This window comes from Pseudoalteromonas sp. A757 (genome assembly GCF_004103285.1).
In the GTDB taxonomy this organism is placed as follows: Bacteria; Pseudomonadota; Gammaproteobacteria; order Enterobacterales; family Alteromonadaceae; genus Pseudoalteromonas; species Pseudoalteromonas galatheae.
In genome coordinates this window covers 43,222-59,449 of record NZ_QNQN01000054.1, presented here as the reverse complement: position 1 = coordinate 59,449, position 16,228 = coordinate 43,222, and the positions used below count along the sequence as shown (strand labels likewise).

The following is a 16,228-nucleotide window of genomic DNA, read 5'->3' as shown; positions in this document are numbered from 1 at the left end:
TATTTGGACAAATTGTTGGCGCAGTTTGGCAGGATTGTCAATGGCTAACCCGTTACCCTTGTGCATATAAAGTACCAAAGCTTTGGCTAAAGAAGGAGCTGTATATGGTTGATGTATCGCTAATTTTACTGGCACTCAGTCCCATCTTTTTACTTTGTGTTGCTTGGGAGTATATCAAGCACCACGAACACTATGATTGGCGAGACTCCATACTCAATGCCTTACTCGCCTTGCTCCATCAAGGCAGCGACGCGCTGGCTTTGCTTGTACTGATGCCGCTCTTTTACTGGCTTCATCAATTTGCCTTATTCACAATCGAATTAAATCTCCTCACTTTGCTTTTTGGGTTTATCTTGCAAGATTTCTTGTATTACTGGTTTCACCGGGCATCACATTGTATTCACTGGCTTTGGAGCGCACACGTAGTGCATCACAGTTCGAACAACATGAACTTTACCACCGCATTTCGCCAAAGCTTGCTTTACCCTATTGTCGGTATGTGGCTGTTCTGGCTGCCTATGATACTGCTTGGATTTACCCCGACCTTGGTATTTGCCATCGTCGCAATCAACTTGGCTTTTCAATTTTTTGTCCATACACAAACGGTTAATAGGTTAGGAGTGGTTGAGCGGATCTTTAATACGCCTTCCCACCACAGAGTCCATCACGCTAGTAATCCTGACTATATAGATAAAAACTTTGCTGGGGTGCTGATCATTTGGGATAAGCTTTTTGGCACCTTTGTTGAGGAGCGTGAAGACATCACAATTTGTTATGGAATAAGAGGTGCGGCACCAAAGCAGACCCCTTTAGATGTAAACTTTGCTCAGTGGCGTCATATGTTCCACTGCTTTTCACAAGCAAACACCTTAAAGAACAAATGGTTGGCGCTGTTTGGTTACCCAACCCACTTACCCGAAAAGCCTAAGAATACAGCTTCAGTCAAGCCCTAGTGCGTTATTTATACCGCTCGGCCTTTTCTACAAGCGCTTGGCAGTACACTCTTAGTTTATCGCGCAGCACTCTCACGCTTGGGTTGATCATTTGCTTTGACGGGCAGATCAACCACAACGGCTTACATTCAACGCGGTAGTCATTTAATATACTTTGCACCACACCTTGTTCTAGTTGGTCTGCTACATCTATCGCGGAGCGCAATGAAATACCCGCTCCTTGCGCACACCAGCGCTTTACCACATCCGCATCATTACTGGTTCTACGCCCTTTAAGCACCACTTTGTAAGTTTGTTCATTTTTCGTCAGTTTCCACGTATCAAACTTACTGCCTCTGATCAAAAAGAACAGTCCTTGGTGCTCGCTTAATTCCTCATGATCCTTTGGCGTGCCTTGTTTTTCTAAGTATTCCGTAGAGGCACAAAGCAGCAATGGCACATCGCAAATTTTAAAGCCGTAGAAGCTACTGTCTTCAGGCGCGCCATAGCGCAGCGCGATATCAACGCCGTCACGATAAAAGTCGAGATTGTGATCATTAAGAATAAGCTTCAAGGCAAGTTTGGGGTATTCATCAAGTAATTCGTCTAGCCAAGGTAGGAGAATATTACGGCCAAAATCTGACGGTGCGGTTAATCTTAGCTCACCGTCAATTTCGTTGTCGTTATCAAGCACCTGTTTTTTGCCATTATCCAAAAGCGCAAGTGCCTGCTCGCAAATTGGCAAGTAAGTTTCACCTTGCTTTGATAGCCTTAAGCTACGCGTAGAACGCACAAAAAGTTGAAAGCCAAGGTGCTTTTCCACTCGCTTTATCGCGGCGCTCGCTGTAGCAACCTGCATATCTAACTGTGCAGCCGCCGCACTAATATTGCCAAGCTGAGCCGTTTTCATTACGACGATTAAATCTTGTGTATTCATTTTCAAAAAATTTTTGAAACTATTTAACTCATTATCATCTTTTTATTGATTATGTAAATCCATATTATGTCTTTAAAGCAATTTTAGGAGTCTGATATGTACACATTACGCGATGCAATTAACAATCGTTATTCCACAAAAGCCTTTGATCCTAATAAAAAAATTAGTGATTCAGATATTGACTTACTCAAGCAGGCGCTAAGACTAAGCCCGTCTAGTACCAACGTTCAGCCATGGCATTTTGTCATCGCAAGTACTGAGGCAGGCAAAACTCAAGTGGCTAAAAGCACACAAGAGAATTACAAATTTAATGAAGCAAAAGTACTTAACGCGTCACATGTTGTTGTATTTGCTGCAAAACAAAATATAGATGATACGCATTTAGATAAAGTGCTTGCCAAAGAAAGTGCCGATGGCCGATTTGAAAAAGGCTCTGAGATTGAGGCACAAATGAATAATGGCCGTCGCTATTTTGTCGGCTTAAATCAAACCAGCGATGAAGCAATCAAAGCATGGACTGGCAAACAGGTTTACTTAAATCTTGGGCAATTTTTGCTAAGCACTGCATTACTAGGTATAGATTCTGTGCCAATTGAGGGATTTGACGCCGATATTCTCAGCAATGAGCTTGGGTTAACTGAGCAAGGCTTTGACGCTCTTGCTATTGTCGCATTGGGCTATCGAGACGAAGGTGATTTTAATGCTAAATTACCTAAATCTCGCCTCGCAATCGAAGACATCATTAGCGAAATCTAAGACCCAGTTTGGCACTGATAATGGCTAGCTAGATAACGTCAGTGCCACTCCAACTTCGGTTGGAATACCATTTCAAACATCACAATGTAAACCAATGTGAATGAAACAATAAATTCACAACTACCCTCTCCTCAGTTTTGTACTAAATTTATCCATATTTTTCAATAACATTACATTTATTTGAAATTATTGGTAATTTTCAAATGTAAATTTTTTAGCTCTGTTGTGAAAATTCTGCTTGAAACATCGAATATATTATTGTTAATTAAAAGTGAAGATTGAATTCATCTTTAAAAATAACGAAATGACAACAAGTAAACTCAGTCCTCACTACTGGTTTTGTACCTGCCAGCCGAGAGACTGTAGCAACCTCAACAGGAAGAAATAATGAAGCTACTATCACGCACACTATCAACAGGGTTACTCGCGGCAGCCGTAACCGCATCACTGAATGCTCAAGCAATGAATAAAGACCTAGCGGTAAGTGTTGATGTCGACACAAAAAGCAACGGCGATGTTATTGCGACACTAAATATCACCAATCAGGGTAAAGGTAATCAGAAAATTCTAAGCTGGTATACAGATCTTGAAGAAGAGCATATTTTCAAAATTACGCGTGATGGTAAAGAAGTTAATTTCTTTGGTCCTCACTACAAACGCCCGGCTCCTACTGAAGCTGACTTTATTAAGTTAAAGTCTGGCGAAACACTCACTAAATCATTTGAGCTTTCGGGCCTTTATGATCTTAGCCAGCCAGGTAACTACGAAATTAGTTATGATGTTGAGTCATTTGACCTTTTCGGTAAAAAAGAAATGCCACGTATGGCTGCCAGAACGATGGGGCAGCAATCAATGATGCGTGCCGATGTAGCAGAGCTCAGCTCAAACTCGGTAAACCTGTGGCTTGAAGGCGTTGCGATGACGAAAGGCAATGTTCAAATCAATGCAAAACCAAGCGCCCGCGCTGCTGACTGCACTGATGGCACTTGTTTTACAGGCCGTTGTAGTAACAGTGAAAAAACCAGTATTTTGTCAGCACTAAATGCTGCAGATCAGATCACTAATGACTCTGTTGCCTACCTAAATAGCCACTCAGCAAGCAACCCGTCTACGCGTTATCAAACTTGGTTTGGTGCAGCGACAAGCAGCCGTTATGCAACCGTGAAATCCAACTTCAATGCAATCAATGATGCAATCGACAACCAAGATCTCACTTTTGACTGTAGTTGTAACAAATCATACTTTGCTTATGTATACCCAAATCAACCATACAAAGTCTATCTATGCCGCGCATTTTGGAGCGCAAATGAGCTGGGTACGGATTCACGTGCAGGCACGATTGTTCACGAGCTAAGTCACTTTAACGCCGTGGCGGGTACAGATGACATCGTTTATGGTCAATCTGGCGCGAAAAACTTGGCAATTTCTAACCCAAGTCAAGCAATTCAAAATGCTGACAGCCATGAATACTTTGCGGAAAATACCCCATATCAAAACTAATCTCGACTAAATATCCCTGAACGAGTATCGGGTTTAGGCAACCGTCCAGACCCGATGCTATTCACAGCGATTTCAGCTAACATGAAATATACTTCTTGAATTCACCTATTTGCTGAGGAATTTCATGACTTGGGTTATCGTCGCGCTGTGTGGTTTTATCCTACTTGCTACGTTATTGCCACTTGCTAAACATCCGCACTGGAGTGTTAGAGCAATGGAGTTCCCGCGACTTCAGCTCGTTGTTATTACTGCATTTACGCTACTGCTGTCCATTTTCTACCTTAATCTTCAAAGCGTAGCCGCGCTTGCTGTCATTTCTTTATTAGCCTGTTTAAGTTTTCAACTGTGGTGGATTTTACCCTACACCCCGCTTTGGCCAGTCGAGGTAAAAAAAGCGACAACCAATACTCACACAATCAGCCTAATCACCGCCAATGTACTGCAAACCAATCGACAGTTTAATCTGCTATTGGAGCAAGTCCGAGTACATCAACCTGATATTTTAGTCACGTTAGAGAGTGATGAGATATGGGAGCAACAATTAGACTCGTTGTTAGATATACTGCCCTACAGCGTTAAATGCCCGCAATCAAATTTATATGGCATGCATGTTTATTCTCGCTACCCGCTAGACGAGGCAAAATGTGAATATATCGTTGAAGAAGGTGTACCTTCGATTCATGCAAAACTCAAGATCGCTCCCCATATCATGATCCAAGCCCATTTTTTGCACCCAGCACCGCCAAGCCCCACCGAAAACGAAACGGCCATTGAGCGAGACGCAGAATTGGTGGTTGTCGCCAAACGCGTCATAAATGAGCCTTTGCCTACCATAGTCACTGGCGATCTCAATGATGTTGCTTGGTCTCCAACCACGAGATTATTTAGGAAAATAAGTGGGCTTCTTGATCCACGAGTTGGCCGAGGCATGTTTAACACGTTTCATGCACAGTACCCGTTTACACGCTGGCCGCTGGATCATTTGTTTTCGAGTCACCACTTCACAGTAATCGATATTAAAAGGCTAGACAACATAGGGTCGGATCACTTTGCGCTTTATGCAAAACTCGCTTATCAACCGGTCAAAAATGAAGATGAAGCAGGACTTGAGCTGAAAAAGAAAGATATACATCGCAGCAAAGAAATTATTGAAAATGCCGTGGCAAAACCGAATTGCAAATTATGATCGTGAGTTTAAGTACAGTAAGTGTGAACGAGTGCTAGAAATAGCGGTTTGTAGATAACTTCAGCTTGAAGCCAGCATCGTTCACTGACTTCAAGCCGAAAAGTATATTTACGACTTCAGAGAATTAATCCAAGTCTTGATATCTTCTTCAACAAGCGCCATTGGCCTTGCGCCTTTTAGCAACACTACGTCGTGGAATGCTTTAATATCAAACTTATCACCTAGCTGCTGTTTAGCGTACTCTCTAAGTTCAACTAATTTAAGCATACCTAACTTATAACCAAGCGCTTGACCTGGCCAAGCGATATAACGGTCGATAGCCGATACCACATCACTCATAGCCGTACCAGTTGCATCAGCAAAATAGGTGATCGCTTGGTCGCGTGTCCACTTTTTATAATGCAGGCCCGTATCAACCACCAGTCGAGCAGCACGATATGCCTCAGCTTGCAGGCGACCTAAGTCTCCAAAAGGGTCGTCCTTATACATCCCCATTTCGTAAGCCAATAGCTCTGAATACAGCGCCCAGCCCTCAACATAACCATTAAATGAGGCATTTTGACGCATCAAACCAATTTCTGTTTGCAACATATTAAGCGCAATTTGGAAGTGGTGACCAGGGACCGCCTCATGATACGTTAAGGTTTTCATGCCAAAGCTTGGTACTGCTTTCATGTCTTTTAGGTTGATTGAAAATACCCCAGGACGACTTCCATCAAGCGATGGACCGTTGTAGTAACCACCCGGTGCACCCGCTTCCACGGCTTTTGGTATACGTTTAACTTCAACAGGTTGCGGTGGAATAGTAGAAAAGTAATCTGGCGCTTTTTGTAAAATGCTCCCTATTTCACCACGCAAGAACGATAATAACGCTTCACGACCTTCGTCAGAATCCGCATATAAGAATCTCGACTCTTCATTGAGCTGCTTCATCCGGTCGCCAACAGTGCCTTGTGAATAGCCGTTTTGCTTGAGGATTTCGTCCATACGCTTTGAAATACGCTCCACCTCAGCAAGGCCAATTTGGTGGATCTCTTCCGCGCTCATATCAGAGTCCGCCAAATAGGTGATCTCATGCTGGTAGAAAGCTTCGCCATTTGGTTGGGCCCAAATACCGACATTTTCAGGCGCTTTACTCTCTAGAGCGTGCATAATCGCAGACACATTTTTAAATTCAGGATAAAGCTTTTGCTCAACAATTTGCGTTGCCTGTGCAACATAATCAGCGGCGGCTTTATCCGTAATACCGTCAAGATCTGCAAGTTTATCTTTAAACGATGCAACCAAAGGGTGTTCTGCACCATTTGGCGCCGTGAAGTTATCTAAATAGCCTAGCGTGTTTGGAAACAGTACTTTTGGTAAAATTACGCCTTTATTGGCATCCGCTTTTACCTTATTTGCAACTTGTTTCGTGACTTCAACAAAGGCATGTAGGCGCGCAACATAGTCTTTTGCATCTTGCTCACTCTCTATTCCATGCTGGTCTTTAAGCACATTTGGAATATCCAGCAATGGGCCGGACAATTGGTTAACAATATATGGCAGGTGTCCGCCCCAAGTATCAATATAACCTGCCGAGAAGCCTTTATCCCCAGCATAATAACGTGCAATAACTTCATTTACTTTAAGGTGCAACAAGTCGTCAGCGTTCGCCACGCCCGATTGTAATTGTTTTAATTTATCTGCGGCTGCGTTCATATCCACCTGAAGCGCCTGCATTCCGACAACAGAGTAATCCGGTAGTCTATTAGCATAGTGACCATATTCACTACTTGATAATTTAAGCGAAGTGGCAAGCGCGGGTTGGTGGTTAATAAATTGCTTGGTGTACTGCTCTACGACTTTGTCGATTTCTGCACGAGAGAGAGTTGGTTCAGTGGTTTTAGCAACAGATATCGTTTCTGTTGTTGGCTTGTCTTGAGCACATCCGCTCAAACCTAGCACGACAGAGAGTGCTACCACGCTTATTTTATTCATTATTACGCCGCTCCATTAGGGTTGTTGTCAAAGCTAAAAATACCAGTGCAGATCTGGTTGCTGATGGAATAGTCATACCAATTTGAAAAAGCAAATGGATATAAGCACTTTATTCAGAAATGAAGTGCTCATGCTATTCTCATAGATGCAACTACAAGTAACATATTTGCGTTTTTGTTACAGCTATAAAAGACGGAAAATTGCGAATTAATTGACTTTTCCCGCACTTTTGCAAACTAATTTGCTTAGCTTTCGAGCACTAGAGATTTTGGCGTGTCGACGCATTCCGGTGGTAACTCAACGATAATACGCTGTACACGACCTGTTGACTTGTCAAACAAAAAGCAAGCGTGTGGCCTTTGCTCCAGCTGTAAACTGATGGTGATACTCAAACTTTTAGGTAAAGCCTGCGCTATCACATCTCTCGACGCTTCTGTAAAGAGTACTGATTCAGGGGTAAATTGATAAAACTGCCCAAACTGTAAATCACAATGCTCACCTTGCTGTAAGTCCTTCCTATATTCATATTGGTAGAGCTTGCATCCACAACCTGGGCCAAAATAATTGGTCGTCAATGCCGTAAAATTATAGTCCCGTGCCTGCGGAACAAAGCAGTGTTGAGAGCCCCGCTTTGGTGTTGGATGCCAAATCTGTGCACATACTTTAAAAAATGGTCGTTTATTTTCATAAAGTACATAAAGATCATCATTGTCCAACATCCCTCGAACGTGGTGCTGGTAGTCACTGCTACTCGCCACTTGTGCCGCGAGAAATTGCTTATTTTGTGATAGTCGATACAACATTTCAGCAAGTAGTCTTAGCGTACTGTCATCCAAGCAGTCTGGACCAGTATATAAGCTAGAAACGCAATTAATAAAATCACTAAAATTAATTGCCCCATGACTATAAAAGTTATCGAATTGGCGTGCCATATTTCTTCCTTGTGTTTGAGCGTTTTAGTCAGACGAATAGTGAGTACGTCAGCTAAAATTCGTATTTTTTAAAACAGAAACTTGCATATATCCGATTGCAAACTGCGCTGCTTTTTTCTTAGTCCCTAATTAAAGCTAATGCAGACTGGGGAGAACGCAACAAATTAATTACAATTTTAGTGACAGCCTAGTTAAGACTATTAATGAGATGAGTCAGAGATGGCAGTTTAGAGTTTATACGCTATACAGAGCGTAAGTGAAGCATGAGTAGATATCATAAAAACTTCATGCAAATTTATGCACTTAACACTACGCGCAACAAAGACTGAGCCGAGCGCAATATTTATATTAATTTTTCATCGTTTCGAATGACATTAATCAGCAAAACAAGATAAATTACGATCCAAACTTACTTAGGTTCGGACTCGGTAATCACCTCGTCTTGGCTAAACATCTCAGCCTGAGTTGCTTGAGATGAGATGCTATGAGCATCAGTTGTTAACGTTAAAATAACAAACAATACTGTCATCACTGCAAATGCAATATTGACCGTTTTCCCTAAAAAGCGTGTTTTTAGCATCACGATTTCTCCTAACATTATCACTACTAAGCTTAGTCGAAATCGTGAGCAAAAAGGTTTAATTCAAACAAAAAAATAATTTACTTAATGCAATTATCGAAACCTACGGGTTTATGTGCTAGCCAACATTCGAGTTAATTGGTTTTAACGTCTTGATAAGCTTGAGTTCCCCATAATGGCACTGTTGATAAGCTATGCTTAAAGCTACCAGAGGTTTCCTTAGTGGTATAGGCTAAGTACATCAAGGTTTGGTTTTTTGCATCAAAGATCCTTCTCACTTTCATTGATTTAAAAAATACACTTTTTGATTTTTTAAATACCACTTCGCCAGAGTCACTTTTATCTATATTCGCTAGCATTGCAGGTGTTATTTCGCTCGTTTGACGACAAGAGATAGAGCTATCGCTTGGGTCCGAAAAACTCAAGTCGTCTTCAACACTCGCCACATGACAGGTCACACCCGTTACAACAGGGTCAACCATAGAGTCCAGCTTTATATCTTTGAGCGTAAATAGACCTAGTGACACATCACCAACTTCACTGTCAGAGCAACCAAGTAACGTACAAGATGCCAACAATGCAAACATCAGCTTTTTCATTGTTTTTCCTTAAGATAATCGACGTACAAAAGAAACATACGGAGTTAATACTCTAAGCTATTTGAAAATTTTCGCAAACCATCTCACTTGAAAAAGAAATAACCATTCAAAAAACAAAATAATTATTCACAAAACAAGAATAAGCATGTTAGCATGCGCCGCAGTTTCAAGGTGGCTAAATTTACCTAAACCATGAACAAAACATGGCAAGTCAATTCACCACCGGTTGTATGAAATTCTTTCTAAACTCGGGACAGAAATGCACCGCCTGCATAGTTACCCACTTCTAAAGATTGAAATTTCGTCATGTTTAATTCTTAATTTGAGGTTTCACCATTCATGAGTAAGCTCCATCCAAGCTTAGTCGCACTAGCAGTTAGTTCGAGTTTTTTTGTTGTTAATCAATCACAAGCTGAAGAAAGTAAGATTCAAGAAAAGTCAATTGAACGAATTCAAGTAACAGCCACTCGGCGCGCCGGCACAGTTCAAGAAGCGCCATTAAACATTACTGCCGTCGATAGCGATGTGATGAGCGACCAAAATATTGGCGACCTTGAAGATGTAGCAAGATGGGTTCCTGGTTTGACAATCACAGAACAAGGTGGCCGTGAGGGCTCACCTATTATTGTTCGTGGCTTGAATACTAATTCGTCGGAACGTGCTTCTGACTCAGGAACAGTGGCAACTTACCTCGGCGAAATTCCAATCAACGTAGATTTGCGACTAACCGATATCGAGCGTGTTGAAGTCTTAATCGGCCCACAAGGTACGCTATACGGTGCAGGTACGCTTGGTGGTGCGATTAGAACCATGCTAAAAGCACCTGTGCTTGATGTCATTGAGGGTAAACTCAGTGGCGACGTATTCAGTATTGATGAAAGTGACAGTAACGGTCATGAAATCGGTGCTGTGTTCAATATGCCTATAGTGATGGATGAGTTGGCCGTTCGTGCGAGCATTAACCGCTATCACAACCCCGGCTTTATGGATTATAGCTATGTGGTTAAGCAAGCTGGCGTTTCAAACCCAGACCCCGACTGGTCCAATGCTGAGAATGTTAAAGCGAATATCAACTCAGTGGCGGATGCAAATGATGAGACCATTACCACCACGCGTGTTTCTCTACGTTGGTTGGTGAGTGAGAATATCGATACCACACTGAACTATTTCCATCAAAAACAAGAAAATGGTGCTAACTCGATTTCACAGTATCAAAGCCTTGGCGCACAACACCCGCTTGCCGACTCTATTAAACCATACGAGTCAGCCTATCGCGTGCTTGAACCTAATGAACAAGAAGACGACCTGCTTAGCCTTGAAATCAACGCCGATTTAGAGTTTGCTGATTTAGTTTCGGCATCCGGTTGGTCAAGCAAAGAACAGCAAGGCCAACGAGATCAAACCGATCTCCTTTATGATATTTGGCCAGGTTACGCGGACTTTCCTAGTTTTACCGCTTTGACTAAAGACACCACAGATCAAGACACGTTTACCCAAGAGATCCGTTTAGTCTCTAAAGGGGATGACGCACTAAATTGGATTGCAGGGGTATATTACAGCAAACAGGAAATTAGCTCGGACGATAGAGAGTACACGCCAGGGCTCACGGAGTTTTGGGGCGACGAAATCAACAATATTGAGCAAGATCTTGAATATATTGCACTGACCAATGCCACCAGCAAAGAGTCAGCATTGTTTGGCGAAATTGGCTATGCATTTTCGGACGATTTTAATATCACAGTGGGCGCTCGTTTCTATCGCTATGATGTTAAAACTGAGTCAGCGGCTGAAACACCGCTCTATTCTGGTGGCCTGCCAAGCCTTGAGCAAATTTCATTTGAACAAGTCAGTGCCAAAGACAATGGTAGTTTGTTTAAGTTTAATGCCAATTACACTTGGCAAGATGGACTGCTGACGTACTTCACTGTCAGTGAAGGATTTAGGTTAGGCGGTGGCAACGGTTTGGAGTCCTGTCCAGAAACACTACCTGAGCAACAGATCATCTGTGCACTGCCGCATGAGCTTAGCTATAAACCAGATACCACCACTAATTATGAGCTGGGATTAAAGTCTACATGGCTGAATAACAAGCTGCATTTTAATGCCGCATTATTCAGTGTTGATTGGGAAGATGCACAGATCTCATCTGTGACGGTAAACGGTCAAGAGATCATTACCTCCAATGCAGGCTCTGCGAACTCTACTGGTATCGAGTTATCAACCCGCGCTATGTTGAACGACCATTGGACGGTGTATGCAACCTATTCTTATGCAAAAGCACAGCTTACTGATGATGCACCTGCCCTGTTTGCGGTATTCAAAGAAGGTGACTACAGCGCTGAAGAAATCGCGCTTTACCAGCCGTATTATGACGGTACTGACGGTGACCGCTTACCTGGCGCCCCAAAACAGCAGTTCTCATTCGGTTTAAGCTACGAGCAGGAAGTGTTCGACGACAAAGTGCTTAACGTTAATTATGGAGTAACCGCTCAGAGTGACGTATACACGAAAGTCGGACTCAAAGCTGACGGAGAGGTATTACCAGGCTTTGCCTTGTCTAACCTCAGTGCGAAGCTTTCAAGCGAGCAATGGGCCGTCACTTTTTATGTCGACAACCTGTTTGACAAATTTGCTTTCACCTCGGTAAGACGCGACAAGTCTTGGGCTGGTGAAGCTAAATTCGCGGCGTTAAACAAAGCCTTGCCTGAGCAGCAGCGTGTGTACGGACACTATGTCACAACACCTCGTACCGTTGGGGTCAAGCTGAACTATCAGTTTGAGTTATAATCAGCAAAAAACTAAAATAGAGAGTGAAGTTACCTTCACTCTCTTTACGTTGCGATGACATCATACAATCAGATCCAAAGCTATATTCAACAGCGTCAATTTCAAGCGGCGCATCACGCATTAGTCGCTCGCATTAATACCAATGCCAACGATCACCACGCGTACGCCTTATTGGCCGAATTGAATATCGCTCTCGGTAACCTCAGCAAAGCACTAAAAATTTACGACAAGTGCCTAAGTTTATTTCCCTGCGTATTTTACTCATTGAGCGCTGCCAAACTTGCGCTTTTTACCCAAGCACCATTAGTGGCAAAGCGTTATATTCTGCATTTGCTAGGTAACACACAGTTGTTGGGATCTGAGCACGATACCCTCGCAAATATCTTACTGAGATTAAATCAATATACTGACGCTGGTTGGCATTTTAGCCATGCCTATACACGCTCACCACACTGTCCTGAAATCGCGCTCAACTATGCAATGCATTTAAAGATGTCTGGTGAATTAGCACAAGCGCGGACGCTGCTTGCCTCTTTAGTGCAAGCAAACCCAAGTAATGCAAAGTGCCAGTTAGCCTACTCAGAGCTTACTCCTGTAGAATCAGCACCGACTCGCATCACTCAATTAGCAACTGAAATAACAGCACAAACTACACCACTTGCATTACAGCGGCTTCACCATGCACTGGCACTCGAATACGAAAAGCAAGAAAATTATCCCAAGGCATGGCAAAGCTTTATTGCCAGTAAGCAAGCGATCAGTGCTGAGATTTCCTATTCACCTAAACAGATGACGGATTACTTTCAAGCACTTAGTAAACTTCTCGACAGACCTATTGAATTTGCACCAGAGCGGTCACTTGCACCAATATTTGTCGTTGGGCTGCCGCGCTCAGGCACCAGTCTGATGGAGCAAATTTTAGCGCAATTGCTGTTACAGCCGCTGGGAGAGACCAGTATATTGCCTCAAGCACTTAGGGTTTGTCATGACTATAACAGCAATATTCAACATATCAGCCGCGCCTATGAAGAGGCTAACGCCATTGGGCAATATCGTCTCTTTAGCTCACAATCCGTTGATGGTGAGCAACGTTTTATAGACAAACAACCATTTCATTTTTTCTTTATCGATTTGCTCGCAAAGGCGTTTCCACGCGCGAAGTTTGTCGTGATGAAGCGAAACAGAACAGATACTTGTATCGCAAACTTCCGTCAACTATATCAAACGAACAGTCCCTTTCATGGCTACTCATACCGGATACAAGATATTCAAGCTATGTATGATGATACTTATACGTTTTTGCAAGATGCTGCACAAAAACATCCGACTCAAATTAAGTTTGTGAATTATGAATCGCTGGTAGAAAAGCCTCAGGCTGTGATGAGAGAAGTCTGTCGATTTCTCGAGTTGGATTGGCAAGACGGCGCACTTCACTTTTATAAGCAGGGTTATTACTCAGCAACAGCCAGCAAAATGCAGATCAGACAGCCATTAAATAACTCCAGTGTGGGTAAATATCGAAATACATACTCCATCTAGGAATATTGCTCCACTTCCGTGATGGTGCTAACGTTAAGCAAAAGGACTACAAAATAATAACGATATGAAGCAACTACTTCCTATTATATTTCTAGCTGCGTTAGCGGCCTGTACGCCATCAGAAATCACCAAAATAGAGCAAGAATTAACCCTTGCTCAACAGCAACGAAATTTAGATGCTCAACTTAACGCGCTCAAGTCGCTCAATGAGTATGATAGTAATAAGTGGCAAGCGTTATATTTAGAAACATTAAATGCCTCCACTTTGCTATCCGATGCACAACGCGCCTATGACAACGGCAACATTGTTACAGCTCAAATAGAGGCTGGACAATCCAAAGGGGTTAATAACTCATTGCAAGCGGATACATTGCTGCGTGCGTTATCTATCGACTACCCTTTGACTGAATTGATCGATGAATTAGTCCAATTGCAAACGACAGCAAGTAAAAATGAAATATCGTTCACTCGTTTTTTTAACCAGCCTCCTAGCAAGTGGAATACTATCGAAATCAATCAAAAGCTGCTTGCCATAAATACTAAGATAAAAACAATTACTGAGCTGATTGAAACACTGCAAAATACTCAAAGACAATCTCAGAGTTACCAAACGGTATTAGTAGAAGCAAAACGGCAACGAGGTTTACTAGCTGAACAGGAAGCGATTTTTTTACGCCACTTGCAACAACAGTTCAGTGTTTTACATCAAGCGCAATTTGCAAAGATTTATCAAACAGTGGTCGAACAACTTAATAACTTTGAAGAACGAGTGGTAGCCTCGATGATCCGCCAAGATCAAAATAAGTTAATTGAGACAATGCAGCACCAAAGCGAGCTGCTGTACAACATTGATCTCATGTTAAAGCAGACAGGCTCTGCAAGACATGCTGAGTTTGAGCCTTTTTACCTTGCTTATATTCAACTGCTGAATAAGTCCAAAGATTACAGAGAGTATGCTCGGCAAGGTGAAGCAGCCCTCGCATTATTTGAGCGCGCCGGAGCGCCTCATCACTTTTATCAACAGTATCAAATGTTGATGTCAGAGCCACTAGCACTGAGCGATGATTTACTCGCTTTTGCACGCTCTCAAAATGAATCAAAGTTTTTGTATAGAAAGACTAGCGACTAGCTATCCACCATGCGAGCAGCACAATGGCCGTTGTGAAAATGACGGCTTTTATTTTATGTTGTTTAATTAGCTTTTCAGCCTGATCACCAGCAAAATAAACGACCGCCGCCAAGCCAAAATAACGTAGTGAACGGGCAATACAGGTTGCAATTAGAAATTGTAATAGTGAAAATTTTGTGGCGCCAGCTGCTAACATGGCAATCTGAAAAGGTACTGGCGCAATACCTAAGGTCAACACAAACCAAAACCCCTGACTTTGCATCTGTGCTTTCACCTGCTCAAACTGAGACTGGCTCGATAGCAGCTCAATAACGGAGTCCCCTACTGCATCAAATAAATAATAACCCAACGCATAACCAAATAAGGCACCCATCACACACCCAACCGTTGCCATTAACGCAATTAGCCATAGTTTTTCTCGCCTTGCCTGCATAAGCGGCACCATCACAGCTTCAAGCGGAATCGGCACTATGGTTGACTCTAAAAAAGAGGCAACCGTGATCCCTTTGAGCATATTTTTTGATTCTACTAATCGCTTGGTCTTTTGCTTCAATTCAGCCGTTAACGCCATCACACTTCCCCTGATGTTCACAGTAATGGAGACAAGCATAACCTAAGCTAGGTTTCTCCTTCCTGAATTAAATGGCTGGTATTTGTATGTGCGGACAAATGCGATACTCTGTTGTAGAGTGAATTATTGGGGGGATGTTTCTGTGAATTATTTGGCGCATTTGTACTTTGCCAAACCGACTGCCGCATCGCACTTTGGCAACTTGCTCGGTGACTTTCAAAAAGGCGTGAATATACAAGTACTGCCCAAACCTGTGCAACTTGGTCTACAAACACATAGGCAAGTTGATAAATTTACTGATAGCCACTCGATTACAAAATCTGCTAAACAACTTTTTTCGCCCGCGCGTCGCCGTTTTGCAGGCATTGCACTGGATGTGTTATATGACCACTTTTTGATTAAACACTGGCAGCAATATCACAGTACCTCGCTTGATGACTTTAAACGTCAGAGCTTTTCATTGCTGCACGATAACTTGCACATCATGCCTGCGCACATGCAACGAGTCGTTAGCGCAATGACACAAAATGATTGGTTTGCCACCTATGAATCCGTAGCTGGTGTAGGCCACGCGCTGGACAACATCGCCAAACGAATTCGCTTTCAAAACCAATTTACAGGCAGTGAAATGGATATAAAAAAGCACTACCACCAGCTTGAATCTGGATTTCAAACCTTTTTTCCGCAGTTGGTTGAGCATATGCAGCACCAGCCCACAGAACCTGACAATTTAGAGTAAATACTTCTGCATATTTACTCCACGATTATCAACTATAATGCAAATATATTTGTTGGTTATGGGC

The 16,228-nt window shown here is 42.6% G+C and carries 14 protein-coding genes; 8 read left to right on the top strand and 6 right to left on the bottom strand.

The window, feature by feature from the left end:
- The first annotated feature begins 104 nt into the window (after positions 1-104).
- Positions 105-953, top strand: coding sequence for a sterol desaturase family protein (locus tag DRB05_RS02780; protein ID WP_128725587.1), 849 nt, complete (start codon positions 105-107; stop codon positions 951-953).
- 4 nt (positions 954-957) lie between these two features.
- Here the strand turns inward: DRB05_RS02780 and DRB05_RS02775 are convergent, their stop codons facing one another.
- The gene (locus DRB05_RS02775; protein WP_128725586.1) at positions 958-1,869 is read right to left on the bottom strand and encodes a LysR family transcriptional regulator; all 912 of its coding nucleotides are present in this window, start codon (positions 1,867-1,869) and stop codon (positions 958-960) included.
- Between the two features lie 96 nt (positions 1,870-1,965).
- Here DRB05_RS02775 and nfsB point away from each other — a divergent pair, with 96 nt between their 5' ends.
- From nfsB to DRB05_RS02760, 3 genes are all read left to right on the top strand, one after another.
- On the top strand, positions 1,966-2,625 hold the full coding sequence (gene nfsB / locus DRB05_RS02770) for an oxygen-insensitive NAD(P)H nitroreductase (protein WP_128725585.1): 660 nt from the start codon (positions 1,966-1,968) through the stop codon (positions 2,623-2,625).
- A gap of 387 nt (positions 2,626-3,012) precedes the next feature.
- Complete coding sequence (locus tag DRB05_RS02765) at positions 3,013-4,125, top strand: M35 family metallo-endopeptidase (protein ID WP_128725584.1); 1,113 nt, start codon at positions 3,013-3,015, stop codon at positions 4,123-4,125.
- A 124-nt stretch (positions 4,126-4,249) separates the two neighbouring features.
- Positions 4,250-5,311 (top strand): endonuclease/exonuclease/phosphatase family protein, encoded by a 1,062-nt coding sequence (locus tag DRB05_RS02760; protein ID WP_128725583.1) that lies wholly within the window; start codon positions 4,250-4,252, stop codon positions 5,309-5,311.
- A 108-nt stretch (positions 5,312-5,419) separates the two neighbouring features.
- Here the strand turns inward: DRB05_RS02760 and DRB05_RS02755 are convergent, their stop codons facing one another.
- The 4 genes from DRB05_RS02755 to DRB05_RS02740 all read right to left on the bottom strand — a co-directional run bounded on the left by DRB05_RS02755 (position 5,420) and on the right by DRB05_RS02740 (position 9,399).
- Entirely contained in the window at positions 5,420-7,288 is a 1,869-nt protein-coding gene (locus DRB05_RS02755; protein ID WP_128725582.1) for a DUF885 domain-containing protein, read from the bottom strand.
- Positions 7,289-7,533: 245 nt separating this feature from the next.
- Positions 7,534-8,220, bottom strand: a complete 687-nt coding sequence (locus DRB05_RS02750) for a transposase (protein ID WP_128725581.1) — start codon at positions 8,218-8,220, stop codon at positions 7,534-7,536.
- 409 nt (positions 8,221-8,629) lie between these two features.
- Positions 8,630-8,803, bottom strand: a complete 174-nt coding sequence (locus DRB05_RS02745) for a hypothetical protein (protein ID WP_205125712.1) — start codon at positions 8,801-8,803, stop codon at positions 8,630-8,632.
- A 131-nt stretch (positions 8,804-8,934) separates the two neighbouring features.
- Positions 8,935-9,399: a CreA family protein gene (locus DRB05_RS02740; protein ID WP_099031581.1), complete on the bottom strand. Its 465-nt coding sequence runs from the start codon at positions 9,397-9,399 to the stop codon at positions 8,935-8,937.
- Between the two features lie 339 nt (positions 9,400-9,738).
- Here DRB05_RS02740 and DRB05_RS02735 point away from each other — a divergent pair, with 339 nt between their 5' ends.
- From DRB05_RS02735 to DRB05_RS02725, 3 genes are all read left to right on the top strand, one after another.
- Complete coding sequence (locus DRB05_RS02735) at positions 9,739-12,186, top strand: TonB-dependent receptor (RefSeq protein ID WP_128725579.1); 2,448 nt, start codon at positions 9,739-9,741, stop codon at positions 12,184-12,186.
- 54 nt (positions 12,187-12,240) lie between these two features.
- Positions 12,241-13,725, top strand: a complete 1,485-nt coding sequence (locus DRB05_RS02730) for a sulfotransferase (RefSeq protein WP_128725578.1) — start codon at positions 12,241-12,243, stop codon at positions 13,723-13,725.
- A 64-nt stretch (positions 13,726-13,789) separates the two neighbouring features.
- Positions 13,790-14,854, top strand: coding sequence for a hypothetical protein (locus DRB05_RS02725; protein ID WP_128725577.1), 1,065 nt, complete (start codon positions 13,790-13,792; stop codon positions 14,852-14,854).
- Here the strand turns inward: DRB05_RS02725 and DRB05_RS02720 are convergent.
- A complete protein-coding gene (locus tag DRB05_RS02720; RefSeq protein WP_128725576.1) occupies positions 14,844-15,425 on the bottom strand; it encodes a VTT domain-containing protein in 582 nt (193 codons plus the stop codon). The two genes, DRB05_RS02725 and DRB05_RS02720, sit on opposite strands and share 11 nt — an antisense overlap.
- A gap of 142 nt (positions 15,426-15,567) precedes the next feature.
- On the opposite strand from DRB05_RS02720, the gene DRB05_RS02715 reads away from it, so the two are divergent.
- On the top strand, positions 15,568-16,164 hold the full coding sequence (locus DRB05_RS02715) for an ACP phosphodiesterase (protein ID WP_128725575.1): 597 nt from the start codon (positions 15,568-15,570) through the stop codon (positions 16,162-16,164).
- Positions 16,165-16,228 lie beyond the last annotated feature (64 nt).